Source organism: Chryseosolibacter indicum, from assembly GCF_018598585.1.
GTDB lineage: Bacteria > Bacteroidota > Bacteroidia > Cytophagales > Cyclobacteriaceae > Chryseosolibacter > Chryseosolibacter indicus.
Genome location: NZ_JAHESD010000011.1, coordinates 59,803 through 72,853, shown reverse-complemented (window position 1 = coordinate 72,853; position 13,051 = coordinate 59,803). Strand labels below are relative to the sequence as shown.

At 38.7% G+C, this 13,051-nt stretch carries 13 protein-coding genes; 6 read left to right on the top strand and 7 right to left on the bottom strand.

Translation table 11 applies throughout. The features are described from left to right. Positions 1 to 18: 18 nt before the first annotated feature. On the bottom strand, positions 19 to 2,400 hold the full coding sequence (locus KK060_RS07345) for a GAF domain-containing protein (RefSeq protein WP_254153053.1): 2,382 nt from the start codon (positions 2,398 to 2,400) through the stop codon (positions 19 to 21). Positions 2,401 to 2,563: 163 nt separating this feature from the next. Between KK060_RS07345 and KK060_RS07340 the strand changes: the two genes are divergently transcribed. The 4 genes from KK060_RS07340 (at position 2,564) to KK060_RS07325 (ending at position 6,027) form a co-directional block, all read left to right on the top strand. Continuing rightward, a complete protein-coding gene (locus tag KK060_RS07340) occupies positions 2,564 to 3,304 on the top strand; it encodes a hypothetical protein (RefSeq protein WP_254153052.1) in 741 nt (246 codons plus the stop codon). Between the two features lie 202 nt (positions 3,305 to 3,506). After that, on the top strand, positions 3,507 to 4,301 hold the full coding sequence (locus tag KK060_RS07335) for a hypothetical protein (protein WP_254153051.1): 795 nt from the start codon (positions 3,507 to 3,509) through the stop codon (positions 4,299 to 4,301). Between the two features lie 23 nt (positions 4,302 to 4,324). Continuing rightward, positions 4,325 to 4,921 (top strand): hypothetical protein, encoded by a 597-nt coding sequence (locus KK060_RS07330; RefSeq protein WP_254153050.1) that lies wholly within the window; start codon positions 4,325 to 4,327, stop codon positions 4,919 to 4,921. A 68-nt stretch (positions 4,922 to 4,989) separates the two neighbouring features. Beyond that, positions 4,990 to 6,027, top strand: a complete 1,038-nt coding sequence (locus tag KK060_RS07325) for an MBL fold metallo-hydrolase (RefSeq protein WP_254153049.1) — start codon at positions 4,990 to 4,992, stop codon at positions 6,025 to 6,027. 9 nt (positions 6,028 to 6,036) lie between these two features. On the opposite strand, the gene KK060_RS07320 is transcribed toward KK060_RS07325, so the two are convergent. The 6 genes from KK060_RS07320 to KK060_RS07295 form a co-directional block, all read right to left on the bottom strand. Then, positions 6,037 to 7,248 carry a DUF763 domain-containing protein gene (locus KK060_RS07320; RefSeq protein ID WP_254153048.1) on the bottom strand — a complete coding sequence of 404 codons (1,212 nt, stop codon included), beginning with the start codon at positions 7,246 to 7,248 and terminating at the stop codon, positions 6,037 to 6,039. Between the two features lie 37 nt (positions 7,249 to 7,285). Further along, positions 7,286 to 8,389: a DNA alkylation repair protein gene (locus KK060_RS07315; protein WP_254153047.1), complete on the bottom strand. Its 1,104-nt coding sequence runs from the start codon at positions 8,387 to 8,389 to the stop codon at positions 7,286 to 7,288. Between the two features lie 2 nt (positions 8,390 to 8,391). Continuing rightward, positions 8,392 to 8,790, bottom strand: coding sequence for a DUF1801 domain-containing protein (locus KK060_RS07310; RefSeq protein WP_254153046.1), 399 nt, complete (start codon positions 8,788 to 8,790; stop codon positions 8,392 to 8,394). A 71-nt stretch (positions 8,791 to 8,861) separates the two neighbouring features. Then, positions 8,862 to 9,470: a hypothetical protein gene (locus KK060_RS07305; RefSeq protein ID WP_254153045.1), complete on the bottom strand. Its 609-nt coding sequence runs from the start codon at positions 9,468 to 9,470 to the stop codon at positions 8,862 to 8,864. Positions 9,471 to 9,545: 75 nt separating this feature from the next. Further along, positions 9,546 to 10,529, bottom strand: a complete 984-nt coding sequence (locus KK060_RS07300) for a hypothetical protein (protein ID WP_254153044.1) — start codon at positions 10,527 to 10,529, stop codon at positions 9,546 to 9,548. Between the two features lie 46 nt (positions 10,530 to 10,575). Next, the gene (locus tag KK060_RS07295; protein WP_254153043.1) at positions 10,576 to 10,896 is read right to left on the bottom strand and encodes a Rieske (2Fe-2S) protein; all 321 of its coding nucleotides are present in this window, start codon (positions 10,894 to 10,896) and stop codon (positions 10,576 to 10,578) included. Positions 10,897 to 10,964: 68 nt separating this feature from the next. On the opposite strand from KK060_RS07295, the gene KK060_RS07290 reads away from it, so the two are divergent. Both KK060_RS07290 and KK060_RS07285 read left to right on the top strand, forming a co-directional pair. After that, positions 10,965 to 12,272: an amidohydrolase gene (locus KK060_RS07290; RefSeq protein ID WP_254153042.1), complete on the top strand. Its 1,308-nt coding sequence runs from the start codon at positions 10,965 to 10,967 to the stop codon at positions 12,270 to 12,272. Positions 12,273 to 12,430: 158 nt separating this feature from the next. Then, positions 12,431 to 12,850, top strand: a complete 420-nt coding sequence (locus KK060_RS07285; protein WP_254153041.1) for a tetratricopeptide repeat protein — start codon at positions 12,431 to 12,433, stop codon at positions 12,848 to 12,850. Positions 12,851 to 13,051 lie beyond the last annotated feature (201 nt).

Genomic DNA, 13,051 nt, shown 5'->3' with positions numbered 1-13,051 from the left:
AGTAGTAAGTTCTAAAAATTATTGTAAACTTAAAGCTTCTTCGATGTTTCTTATTATGTCTTCTTTATGAGAAACAATGCTCTTCTTCTGCTTTACAACTTCTATTCGTAAAGCTTTTAATCCATTTGCTCCAGGTAACTCTTCAAGCTCAAGATGCTCAATTTTTCCGGTGATAATTCCTTTTGTCTTGAGATAATCAAAATACCGGATGTACTCCTCTTCAACTTTTGCATGGTTGTAGACTATGGCAATCTTACCAGGTTGCGTTAACCTTTCGCCTGAATCTTTAATATATGCCTTGTCTATTCTCTTCTTAACAATCTCATAACGTATATCGTAAGCGCCATCTACATCAAATTGCTTTTCATCAGGTCTGAAACGAATGGACAGCGGTTGATCGTGAACAAGTATGAGCTGTGTTATATCAAGGTTGTTCTTGAGTGTTGGCTTAAGCTGATCCATTCTTTTATCAATCTCACACATGAGCATAAGCTGCCAAAGTCTGAAATTCTTAAGGTAGAATTGGTCGAATTTATGGCCACGTGTAAGTGACTCTCCGAGATAAAGAGTATACTCGATGCCATCCGTCTGATATTTTTCGAAATAGTGCGGATACATTTCTTGGGCTGCACCTTCTGCTTCGTCAAGAAAACTACTGATCATTTTATTGATCATAGAAAGACTCTCCTCAAAAGCTTTCCTTCTTTTATAAACGACTCCAAATTGAGAGTCGAGCTGCCCCAGGTATTTATTGACAAGTTTATTCAGATCATGCTCTTTCTCAAAGTGTTTCAGTAAAGGATTGATCTCTTCCTTCAGGAAGTCAAGTACGGTACTTTCATCGCCCGCAGCCAAGCCTTGATTTAATTTTGTGAGGTGATGATCTGTTTTATAAGTGACTTCTTCGAGTATAGGAAGTTGTCTTACTTGATTTATTTTTTGAAGAAGCTCTTTAACCATTTGCAGGTTTTGCTGAAGATCTTGTTGGATAGCCAGATTACGTTCGATAGAAGAATTTCGCACATCAGCTAAACCGTATAAAGGAAATACATCTTTAAAAACAATTTCTTCAAGAACTGCTTTTTCACCACGCCTTCTCTTATTCAAAAGATTAGACCCTGCTTCAAAAAAGCGCCATTGAACTGCTGGGTGAATGTTGGTACACTCTTCCTGTATGAGTGCCCGTACTTCCGTTAAAAGTTCTTCTTTTACACGCTTTGCAGCTGCGGTAAACATGGGGAGCGCATTTTCTACTTTGCTTGCATTTAAAGAATTTAGCTTTCCAGGGAAGGTAGACGCTATCTCAAGCATTCCTATTGTTTCTCCATCATCAACCAAAGGCGCTAATAAAATATTCCTTACACCATTTTTGATCAATGCCTCTTCAACAGAGCCCTTGTATGGAAAGCTTTGCAGGTCTTCTATGATAATGTATTTCTTTTCTTCCCAGCTTTGTTCGTAAATAGAACCATCAAAGCTTCCGCAAACACTTCCTGTTTCGCGATCGCGTGCAAGTGTTCTCCAGCAATTATTTGAATTGCCAGAGCTATTTAAAACAATGTTGTTGTTAAGGTCAAAAAAAGCCAGTCCCAATCTGATTTCCGGCATGTTAAACATCGACTGTAACTTATGCTGGATTTTAGCAAAACTCTCTTCTTTTGTTACAGCGTTTTTTTCAAGTAAATCAAATTTGATAGATGAGATCATCTCCTGCTCTGTCACATCAAACATCTTAACGATCATGAATCCGTTGAATTCAAAATCTTCAGGACGTATGTACTGAAGCCATAAATCCACATCGTATATTTTTTCTGTTAGAAACTTAATGACTTTTGGATCTATTGGCTTTAGAGGTTGTTTAGCAACAATACTGATAAATTGCCTGCCTATTTCAATTTTATAGATTTTGTCTAATCCTGTTTCCGGATCTCTTATGGTGCCTAAAATAGGTCTGTCAAAATTAACATCTACGTTATAGAAATGCTTTAGAATTAACATGCATGCATGAATGGTTTTACCAATTACCATTTCGTTTGCTGGCACATCTACTTTAGAAGTCTTACTAAGCTTCCCGAAATCAATCGTTTTCTGAAAAGCCTTTGTTGCGTAAAAGGATTTAAAATCAAAAGGTATTGTTGCCGCAATCAGGTCTTCTTCAGTTTGGGCGCTAGGTATTACAGCCCCCATTAAAAAGTTAACCAGATCCCGATGTTTTTCCAGAACTGAAATATCTTCAATAGGCTTTCTTAATTCAGGAGCTTGGGAAAGAGATTCCAGTACACCATGTGCGAAGGCAGGGATTTCGCCTGATCTTATGGACTTTTCCCAGTACTCGGCCAATAAATTAAGGTTAAGTACTGTTTTGAAGGGAAATTCTTTGAGGGTAGAAGTCTGTTTCATGGCCGCTGTTTTGAGCTTCAACGTTAATGTAAAATGTGGAGTTCAAAAAATGAGACGAAATTCTTCTGTAAGTATTGTAAGCAAATTCTTTTATTATTGCATTCACTCTTGTTCCAACTTTTGCTTTTGCCTCCGTGTCTATCAGTAGTAAGTAATTCTCTTAATGAACCTTAGCAGTCTTTTTTGTGTCGGATTCCTTGCTGTACTTTTTATGTCCTGTAGTACGGATGATAAAGATGAGCAATTGAGGATCTTTTCTTATAGTTTCGATTTCAATAACTCCGATCATGGATGGAAAGCAGGTTTTGCTGAATACTCCGCTGACCCTGCTGATACAGCTGCTTATGAGCTTAAATTTCAACATACGATACAGCCCCTGGGTGTTAACAGGGGTATAAAAGCGCTTATGCTTTCGGGGAATAACCAAGGCGGTGATCTTTTCATGTATTTGAAAAAGCAGATTAGTGATTTAGAACCTAACACTTCTTACTATGTAACGATAGAAGTAGAACTTGCTTCTGACGCTAACAACGGCCAGGTAACAGGTACAGGAGAAGTTGCTGCTGAAAAAATTTATCTGAAAGTCGGGGCTACACAAACAGAGCCGATAAGTGTGGTTGAAAACAATTACTACAAGATTAACATCGATAAAGCAGATCAGAATCAAAGCGGTACCGACATGGTTTTTATTGGTGATATTTCTTTACCCAAAGAATCTCCAACTTATACGATTATCAATCAGTCAAACTCGCCTTACAACAAGTACTACAATGCTCCCATTATTATTACCAGTGATAAACATGGTGCGGTGTGGCTCATCGTTGGTACCGACTCAAACTTTAAAGGAAAAACAAGTGTATACTACACAAAGATCAGTGCGGTGTTCAGCCTGACTAAAAAGTAAAAGACTTCCTGTAATAATTCTTCTGCACGGTATTTTTCTGTTCGATAAACTAGTCTGCCAAGACATTCTCGACTACATACGTTTCGCAATTGTGTAACCAGCAGCGCTATTTTTCGTATGATAGGTTTTCATTATCTTATTCTGAGAAGCGAAAAGAAATAAATACGTAATTGCTTAATTTAGTTTATTAAACTTAACCCAAATGAATGTAAAACTTTTACTCACAGGTATTGCCTTTATTCTCGCCGTATCGACAAATGCGCAAGGATTAGTAGGCAAGTTGAAGCAAAAGGCTTCACAGGCTGCAGAGAAAGCACTGGAAAAAAAGGTCGATGAGAAAACAGGCGGAAATTCGAATGGCGGAAATACTTCAAATGAAAATTCTGGCAACAATTCTAGTGGGGGAAATCATCCAACCAATAAAGGAGGAGGAGGACTAATCTCAACACCTCCTGATGTAAATCAAAATTTATCTGATGCAGAATCAGCTTATAAAACGGGAAGTTATGGTGAAGCGCGTTACGCTGTACAACAAGCGATGTTAGGTGTGGAGTTGGAAATAGGTCAAAAAGTTTTAAAATCATTACCGGAAACTGTGAGTGGTTTGAAGAAAGAAGACTCACAGGATAAGGTAACGAGTACAGGTTGGGGATGGGCAGGGCTCACGATCGAGAGAGAATATAATAAAGATGATATGCAATTGCGTACAACGGTTGCAAACAATTCGGCATGGATGAGCGCTGTGAATATGTATCTGGCAAATGGTGGCTATGCGCAGCAGACAAACGGTCAGCAAAATTGGAAACAAACAAAGGTTAAAGGACATCGTGGTGTTATAGAGTATGATGAAAGCACGGGTTATAAATTAAGCGTTCCTCTTGGTCAAACATCACTTATAGTTTGGGAAGCAGTAAATTTTGCTACTGAACAGGAGATGATGGCCGCGGCTAATGCCTTTGATATTGACGGTATAAAGAAGATGTTGGGTGAGAAATGATTTAACCTTATTAAGACTTTAACATGAAGAAAATATTTTTACAAATTGTATTAATTGTTTTAAGCTATAATGCTTTTGCACAAGACTTTTCTAAAAATCTTACAACTGCTAAATCCTCTTACTCATCAGGTAACCTGGAGGATGCTCGTTTTGCAATGCAACAAATGCTAAATGATCTTGATTTAGCAATAGGCAAAGAGGTATTAAAGATGCTTCCAACTAAGATGGAATCTTTTGCTTCGAACGTAAAGAACGACAATGTAACTACCAACACTGGTTTAACCGGTGTAATTATTCATAGAGATTATGGAACGGGTGACAAACTTATCAATCTTGATATTATGAGTAACTCACCATTAATTGGTTCTTTAAATGCTATACTCTCACTGCCCTTTGTCGGTAATTCTGGCGACGGTACGCAAAAAACCGTAAAAGTGCAGGGGTACAAAGGCGTTTTACAGAAATCCGTTGATACAGAGACAAGCAAAACAGACTTTACATTACAGATCCCGCTCAACAGTACGCTGCTTACACTCACAGTGCCTAACAGTAATGAAGCGGATGTACTGAAAATGGCAAATGGAATACCGGTTTCTCAAATTGCAAAAATGATACAATAAAGAATAAATATTAGATCTTTTGTAAGAAGGGTTGTGAGTAGTTCACAACCCTTTTATTTTTGATTAATATGTTACTATTCGTTCTTGCAGTTATAGTTGCCACGGTCACATTCTTCATCAGCACAGGGGTAGTGCTTTCTGCACCTAAACACCGCGGCCCAATAACTGATCACTTTGATGGTAAAAGATTCAGCAACCCTACGGGTATTAAAGAACAGAAAGCTACAGACGTTGTACGCTGGATGCTTACAAGGAAAAAAGGACCATGGAAGGAGGATAAGACATCAAAGTACGGCAATCGCCCGCTAGACTTCTACAAGGACGGAATCCGGATTACATATGTCAATCATACTACCTTTTTAATTCAAGTTGATGGTATAAACATTCTTACTGATCCTATATGGAGCAGGAGAGCAAGTCCTTTTAGTTGGACAGGACCTAAGCGGATGCGCTTACCAGGTATTAAGTTTGAAGATCTACCTCGCATTCACCTTGTTCTGCTTTCTCACAATCATTATGATCATCTAGATGTTGCAACCATGAGAATGGTATTTGGTGCTCATCATCCTAAAATATTGACGCCACTGGGTGTAAAAGCTTATCTTGATAAGCTGCATGTCTCCGGTTCAACCGACTTAGACTGGTGGAATGAGCAAACTATAAATGAAAAATTAAGCATACAATGTGTTCCGGCGCAACACTTCTCCGGCAGGGGTTTAACAGATCGCAATGGCACTTTATGGTGTGGCTATGTTATTAAAAGCAGTTATGGAAACATCTATTTTGCAGGAGACACAGGATATAATGACACTACATTTAAAGACATTGGTGCAAAGGCTGGTCCTTTTAAAGTATCAATAATTCCAATAGGCGCTTTCAAACCAGTATGGTTTATGTCTCCTATTCACTGCTCACCCGAAGAAGCAGTGAAAATTCATTTTGATACAAACTCCGAGGTAAGCATCGCTTCGCACTTCGGCACCTTCGCATTAGCTGATGATGGGCTTGAGGAACCTGTAATGGAATTACATCGCTCCCTTGTAAAATATAATCTTGCTCCCAGTAAGTTTCTTGTGTTAAAAGAAGGAGATGCAGAGATGTTCTGATTTTTCGCGTTAGAATAAATTTAATTGCTGCGGTTTATCTTTTTTAGGAGGTTGGGCTTTTCCAAATACTGTCATTCCTCCATGTTTATGAGACTCTTCGCGTTCGCGCTGAATGATATCATCAAGAAAGGGTTTTGGTTGGAAATTCTTTTCCAAGCGCATAGCCATGGTGGATAGATCTTTGATTGCTTTTTGTTTCTCACTATTACCAATCTTCGCCTTTTCAATTGATGTTTTTAGAACGTTGATGGTTTCATCATAAACCTTCAATGGCACCGGAAAAGGATGACCATCTTTGCCACCATGGGCAAATGAAAATCGAGCGGGATCATTAAACCTTGTAGGTGATCCATAAATTACTTCACTTACTAAGGTAAGAGATTGAATAGCCCGAGGTCCAACGCCTTCAAGCATGAGCATTGATTCAAAATCTGTAAGATGTCTTTCATGCGCAAGCGTTAAGATAGCGCCTAATCTTTTCATATTAACATCACTTGCCATTACTTCATGATGTCTTGGTAAAACAATCTTCCTGATTTCTGAGATCATCTTATCAGGATTCTCTTCTCCAAGTTTTACAATGGCATCCCTAGTGGTACTAGCCTCCTGATGCGCGAGGTTCAATATTAACCCCTGGTTTTCTCCTGTAACACCAACGTGAGGAGAATTTAAGTAAGATTGAAATTGTGTTGAATGCCAATGATATCTTCTTGCCATGCCTGAAGAGTCGTTTAACCCTTGCTGAACGATAGACCACTCCCCTTCATTAGTAACAATGAAGTTATGAAGATATAACTGAAAGCCATCTTGTATTGATGTGTTATCTACTTTGGCTGCAAGTTTACTTGATCGTACAAGTAACTCTCCGTCAAGGCCTGTTTTACTAGCCACAGCCAGAAGTTCGTTGGGGGTTTGTCTGGAGTGCTTGCCTCTGCCACCACAGATGTAGATGCCGAGATCTTTTGCTCTTGGATTGACAGCCTTCTTTAAGGCACCCATTACAGAGGTGGTAATACCAGATGAATGCCAATCCATTCCAAGAACGCATCCGAACGACTGAAACCATAATGGATCGCTCAGCCGCTTAAGTACTTCCGATTTTCCGTATTCTAAAATAATGGCTTCAACTACAGCCCCTCCCAGCAGCGACATTCGTTCTGCCAACCATTGTGGTACACGGCCATAGTGTAGGGGAAGATCTGCGTAACCAGTTCGTGCCATAAGTTTGAATGTTCAAGGTACTGAACATTAAACTATATCAGCAAATCATAAATTCAGCAGAAGCAAGTTTTTTACCATTGGCAACAATTGAAAGCATGTGTTTTCCTTTAAAATGCCTTCGTGTGGTTAAGTCTTTAAATGATTGTTTTCTTCTGATTGTAACAGTCTTTCCTGGTTCAAAACTATTTTCTGCAATCTTAAATATCTTCGGCGACCTTTTGCCGGAACTTGTTACAAAGTCAATTGTATATTCTAATCGGAAATTAGATGTTTGCTTTTCCTTGTTGGTAAAATCAAATCCGAAATCTAATGTATCGCCAATTTTTACTTTCTTTTTACTAAGGTTTAAAGACTTAATGTCCGCTTTGTACTTTGGATTAAAGCCATGTAGTACCAAGGCATTAATATGACCTTTTTTTAAAAGAGTTCTACATCCATGTTTGATGATTTTATCAGTATCAGGGTGAGTGCCTTGCCACCTCTTTACAATTTCAAGCACTACTTCGGGGTGGTCTTTAGCAATGTCATTTAAATTATTAGCAACACTTCTCCGAACATAATCTGACGTGTCTTGCTTTAAGTTTTCAAGTATGGGTAGGATTGGCGTTGGATCTTTTTTAAAATCCTGTAAAGCAATAGCCCACGGTAAACGTGGCCGGCAACCCTCACTGGAGAGACGCCTGACACTTGGATGTTCATTTTTAGACCATTGCAACATTCTCTCCATGGTCTTTTCTGGGTACCTGATAATAAAATGACGGATTGCAAACTCAGCACTTACAAGCTTCGTAATTTCTTCCATTGCATCAAGTGATTCTTGGGGATGATTTAAACCATGCACTTCAATATAATCAGCGAGAAAAATTGCCTGAAAGCTTTGTTCTCTGAAAGCTCCTTCACGCAATGCCTTAGAAAGGTTAACAAGAATCTTTGCCGCTTTCTTGAAGTCTTCAGGAAGGAAGTGATGAAGCGTTACAGCGATATGTCTTACACGCTGTTTTAATTCCAGGTCAGGCCAGGTAGTGTTAAAAATTCCAAATATAAATTCGTTGCAGTTAAAATCAGGAATAACCTTCTTGATAACAGGGCAAAGCGTTTCGAAGAAATGGGGATTGTACATGTATTTCAAAGGTTCGGCCATGGTTATTTTAAGGTGTTAGATTTATGAAGTTCGTTATCAATAAGAATAGCCTCAATGATGTGTTCTTGCACAATCTGTTGATTAATTGAAGACAAACGAGAAAATGGTATTATGTAAACGTGCTTTCGATTTTGTTTTTGAAGCAGGCCGTGAGCATTAGAAAGCTTGCTGCCATAACAGAAACCCAGCAAAACTTTAACATCTCCTGCTACTTTAGGAGCCAGAGGTGCAGATACAGGCCACAAGAAGCAAACTCTTCTTTTCCTGTAATAATACGGAACACCATACGAAAGCCTCTCTTGGAAACGCGGTTCAATTTGGAAAAGAATTGATCTTAATTGCTGCAAGATCAACTTTTCATCAATCGGTAATTCTGCAATAAAGTCTTCAACGTCTTTCATCACTGTAAAAGCACAGCAAAGAAAGTGCAATCTGTTGACAACCCTATGTCAGTAGGAAAAGCAATGTGTACTTACATCTGAGTAATAGACTGATGGTATTCGAGAAGGTCAATGAAATCGGGGAGTGACTTGAGCTTAATGTTGTTGGTATTTAAGTAACTAATGATGTTCTTTTTTTTCTCCTGCATAAGCAATAAGACATTTTCGCGAGACATAGGGAGAATATCACCTGTCGCGTTACTAAACACATAAGGCTTATTGACAACCCTTTTCTTTTGAAAAGGATTGAAGAGTGATGTTTCTTTATAACCCAGTGTCTTATAATTCAGAATGCAGAATTTGTCGCTGCTATAAATGTGCTCAAGGAAAACTTCATGTTTTCTGCTCACCAGATCCGGCTGTATGGGTAATGAGAAGAATGTCCTTGTTCTGTTTTGTTTCTTGTCGAAATAAGAAAAGCTGCTGACATCTTTTACAGTAAAAATCCTTATTTGGTGGTTTTGCAGAACCTGAATTAAACCTTCGGAGGCTATTCGGGTAAAACGTAGTTTACAATTGATTGTGTCTCCGGAGTGAAATACCACTGTACCCTCGTGCCATTGCTTGGCTTTGGCATTTGACTGTATGCTAATAGTTAATAAAAGAGAGAACAATGTAAGGGAGAGTAAAAGCTGCTTCATGGTAAAGATTTGGTAACGAATGTACCACTATCCATTAATGCTTAAAGAGCATTATAAGCTAACTTCTTACACTGATCATTGAATCTTAAATTCCATTCTAAAACCTCTTATCTGATTAATCAATGCCTGCTGCCAGCTGGTGTCTGCATCCCATTTTGTTCCTAAAAAAACGTTTCTTGACTCCAGGTGCTTGAAGTAGAATTTGTAAACAGCTGCATCGGCGCTTATGTTTTTAATCTCTGGCGCGCCCCCGTTGTAGGTCATTGAAACAATTGCGTTTTGCGATTTGCTCATTGGATACTCAAGCACATTGCTCGCTACTTTATTTCTTGAGCAAACAAACCTAAGTACATAAAGAAACCCTTTTTTTCTTAATTCAACTTCGGAAAGATTTGCCTCAGTAAGCTGGTATTTAAAAGGATATTGCTTCATTATTTCTTCGAGCTCTTTGTCCATTGCTTCATCTCCGAACTTTGGAACAGCAAGTGGGTCAACTTTTAGATCAATAGCAAAGAATTCATTTCTTCTTCCATCAATTGCTTTAACAGTGTTGCCAAGTTCAGGATAATCGTTGATAAGGAAATTTTCTGACTTTAATCCGTTAACAGCCGCTATGTATATGGATTGCAATAGTGCATCTAGTGCAGTATTTTTTGCGATGAAAGTAGCCTGATCCTGCTCAACCAGATTAGCCTTTTTGTTGTATTCAGTAATGTAGATTATGTATTCCCCTTCCTTTTGAAGATAAATTAAATTAGCAATTTCTCTGCTGTTAAGGTACTCGGCCAGGTTAACAGAAACATCACGTCCTGCTGATACCAAGTCGTTTTCATAATACACTACGGCATCAATTCCGGTTCTTTGAAACGATCTTTGAATACTCTCAAGCTCTTTGGTGGTCATCTCATACGGATAAAAAACGACACTCTTTGTCATGAGTAGTTTTTCTGGTAGAGGGCCACCTGGTTTTAGTCGTGAAAGAAATTGCTGTTCAGTGGTAGGTAACTGTGCAAAAGCATTAAGGGAAGCAAATATGAGAACAATTGAAAATAACTTCACAGATGTATGTGTTCTTTGAAACAAACGAAAGATGTAACAATGTATTTTATATTCCAATAAAAAAGCCGGTGTCATCTGCTTTGACAGGAAAAGTTTTAAGGTCGGGCGATCTTCCCTTAATCTCTTTTCCTCCTTTTAGTTCAAAACAGTAATTATGCCACGGACAAATTATCTCGCCAAGGTAATTCACGATACCCTTACTTAGCGACTCGCCGTTGTGCGAGCAGTCATCCTGAACTGCAGCATACTCATCTTTATGACGAACAAGACAAATCCTTTTGCCATCTATAATGATCAGTTGTGGTTTATCATTCATTATTCGATGATCTGCCTCGCTTTTGTTACCAAATATTTTAATCCATTCCATAGATCGGATTGCTGCAATTAGTGATAATACCTATATTGTTTGCCGTCAAATTTCATTAAAGCTTAACTATGAAGAAAGTTTTTTGTATCCTTTTAAGTCTTTTTAGCCTTGTTGCCTATGCTCAGGCGCCATCCAAACTTATCAATAAAGCCGAGCAGATGGCAAAAGAACTTGAGCCAAAAGTCATCGAATGGAGAAGGCACTTTCATCAATATCCTGAGCTATCAAATCGTGAAGTAAAAACATCTGCTAAAGTAGCTGAGCATTTAAAATCTCTGGGCATTGCGGTAACTACAGGTGTTGCTAAAACTGGAGTAGTAGGCATTTTAAAGGGATCAAAACCTGGTCCTGTAATAGCACTACGTGCTGATATGGATGCGCTGCCTGTAACTGAAAGAAATAGTCTTGCTTTTGCATCAAAAGAGAAAACAATATTTAACGGTCAGGAAACTGGAGTGATGCATGCATGCGGACATGATGCACACGTGGCCATTTTAATGGGTGTTGCAGAGGTATTGGCAAAGAATAAAAATGAACTTCGAGGCACGGTTAAATTCATTTTTCAGCCGGCTGAGGAGGGTCCCCCAGCAGGTGAAGAAGGCGGAGCAGATCTTATGGTAAAAGAGGGTGTGCTTGAAAACCCAAAGGTTGACGTGATTTTTGGATTACATGTTAGGTCAATAAGTCCGTTGGGAAAAATTGAATATAGACCGTTGGGCCTAATGGCTGCTTCTGACTGGTTTACAATAAAAGTTTACGGAAAGCAAGCACACGGAGCAGCGCCTTGGATGGGCGTCGACCCTATAGTTGTCTCTGCCCAAATTATCAACGGGTTGCAAACTATAGTAAGCAGACAGATGGAATTGACTAAAGAAGCAGCCGTAGTAACTGTAGGGAGAATCAATGCAGGTATTCGTGAAAATATAATTCCCGAGTATGCGGAAATGGCGGGTACTATTAGAACTTTAGATGATGAAATGCAGAAGCAGGTTCATGAAAAGATTAAACTAACGGCAACAAAAATTGCCGAAAGTGCAGGTGCACGTGCGGAGGTGATTATTGAACGTAAGACACCTGTTACATTTAACGACGCCGGAGTAACAGAAAAAGTTGAAGCGAGTATAAAGCGTGCCGTAGGCGAACAAAATGCGGTAAGAGTTGCAGCTCAAACCGGAGCTGAAGATTTTGCCTTTTATCAGAAAAAAGTACCAGGGTTCTTCTTCTTTGTAGGCGCTTGCCCTCCTGAAATTGATCTTGCTACAGCTCCATCCCATCATACACCTGATTTTATGATGGATGAAAGAAGCTTGCTAACAGGATTAAAAACTATGCTTAATGTAACATTGGACTATATGTATCTACAACAGAAGAAATAATAAGAAGGAATGTAGAGTTAGCGTTGCTTTCAATTTGAGGTATATTCTCGCTATAACCACCACAATTTCTACATTCTTAACTTTAAGCAGCTGGTTAGAGCTAGTACTGAAGCAGGCGTGAGTCTTGTCTTTTGCTTTAAGGATTGAATAATGATTGTATGAAGAAATTATTGGTGGTTATCGCACTGCTTCCCTTTGCTGCTCTTGGTCAGGAAAATTTTCTTGGTTTTGATCCTACCACTGCCCTCTACGAGAAAATAAATTTCCAATTAAATGAAGGAAAGGCTAAAGAGGCGATGACCACATTTAAGGAAGTACTGTCTGCATACCAAAAAGAACACCGTGAGCAAGAGATTGCTCAGGGATACTTCGCAATGGCACTTGCTTTGGCCCTTAACGAACATTATAAAGAATCTATCAGGTTTCACAAAAAAGCTATAAAGGCTCATCGTAAGTATCGCAAGGATGAACCTACAGAAATCGAAATTAATCTGGGTCTTACTTATCAATTAGCCGGGAAAAACAACAAAGCGAAACGCTATTTCGATAGAAAAGTAATGAGCGAACAACAAAGTTAGCATAGAATTTACTTTAATATGGTTGCTTATCTCACCTGTTTTTTACTAGTCAAAAAGGACTAATGCTGCTTTTAATCTATTCGTAATCAGGCTGTTCATTTTGTTATAATTTAATATTCTCAACTTCTGAGTTTGCGTTTTCAATAAAATTGTACTTGGCAAAAATCTGATTCGTTTCCATTCTCTCCAGTAGCCGCTAAC

What these genes read in the sequence shown, in the direction of transcription:
- KK060_RS07315 (WP_254153047.1), bottom strand. Translation starts at nt 8,389, where the DNA reads ATGGCCGAACCTTTGAAATACATGTACAATCCCCATTTCTTCGAAACG.
- KK060_RS07285 (WP_254153041.1), top strand. Translation starts at nt 12,431, where the DNA reads ATGAAGAAATTATTGGTGGTTATCGCACTGCTTCCCTTTGCTGCTCTT.
- KK060_RS07320 (WP_254153048.1), bottom strand. Translation starts at nt 7,248, where the DNA reads ATGGCACGAACTGGTTACGCAGATCTTCCCCTACACTATGGCCGTGTA.
- KK060_RS07330 (WP_254153050.1), top strand. Translation starts at nt 4,325, where the DNA reads ATGAAGAAAATATTTTTACAAATTGTATTAATTGTTTTAAGCTATAAT.
- KK060_RS07290 (WP_254153042.1), top strand. Translation starts at nt 10,965, where the DNA reads ATGAAGAAAGTTTTTTGTATCCTTTTAAGTCTTTTTAGCCTTGTTGCC.
- KK060_RS07295 (WP_254153043.1), bottom strand. Translation starts at nt 10,896, where the DNA reads ATGGAATGGATTAAAATATTTGGTAACAAAAGCGAGGCAGATCATCGA.
- KK060_RS07345 (WP_254153053.1), bottom strand. Translation starts at nt 2,400, where the DNA reads ATGAAACAGACTTCTACCCTCAAAGAATTTCCCTTCAAAACAGTACTT.
- KK060_RS07305 (WP_254153045.1), bottom strand. Translation starts at nt 9,470, where the DNA reads ATGAAGCAGCTTTTACTCTCCCTTACATTGTTCTCTCTTTTATTAACT.
- KK060_RS07325 (WP_254153049.1), top strand. Translation starts at nt 4,990, where the DNA reads ATGTTACTATTCGTTCTTGCAGTTATAGTTGCCACGGTCACATTCTTC.
- KK060_RS07335 (WP_254153051.1), top strand. Translation starts at nt 3,507, where the DNA reads ATGAATGTAAAACTTTTACTCACAGGTATTGCCTTTATTCTCGCCGTA.
- KK060_RS07310 (WP_254153046.1), bottom strand. Translation starts at nt 8,790, where the DNA reads ATGAAAGACGTTGAAGACTTTATTGCAGAATTACCGATTGATGAAAAG.
- KK060_RS07340 (WP_254153052.1), top strand. Translation starts at nt 2,564, where the DNA reads ATGAACCTTAGCAGTCTTTTTTGTGTCGGATTCCTTGCTGTACTTTTT.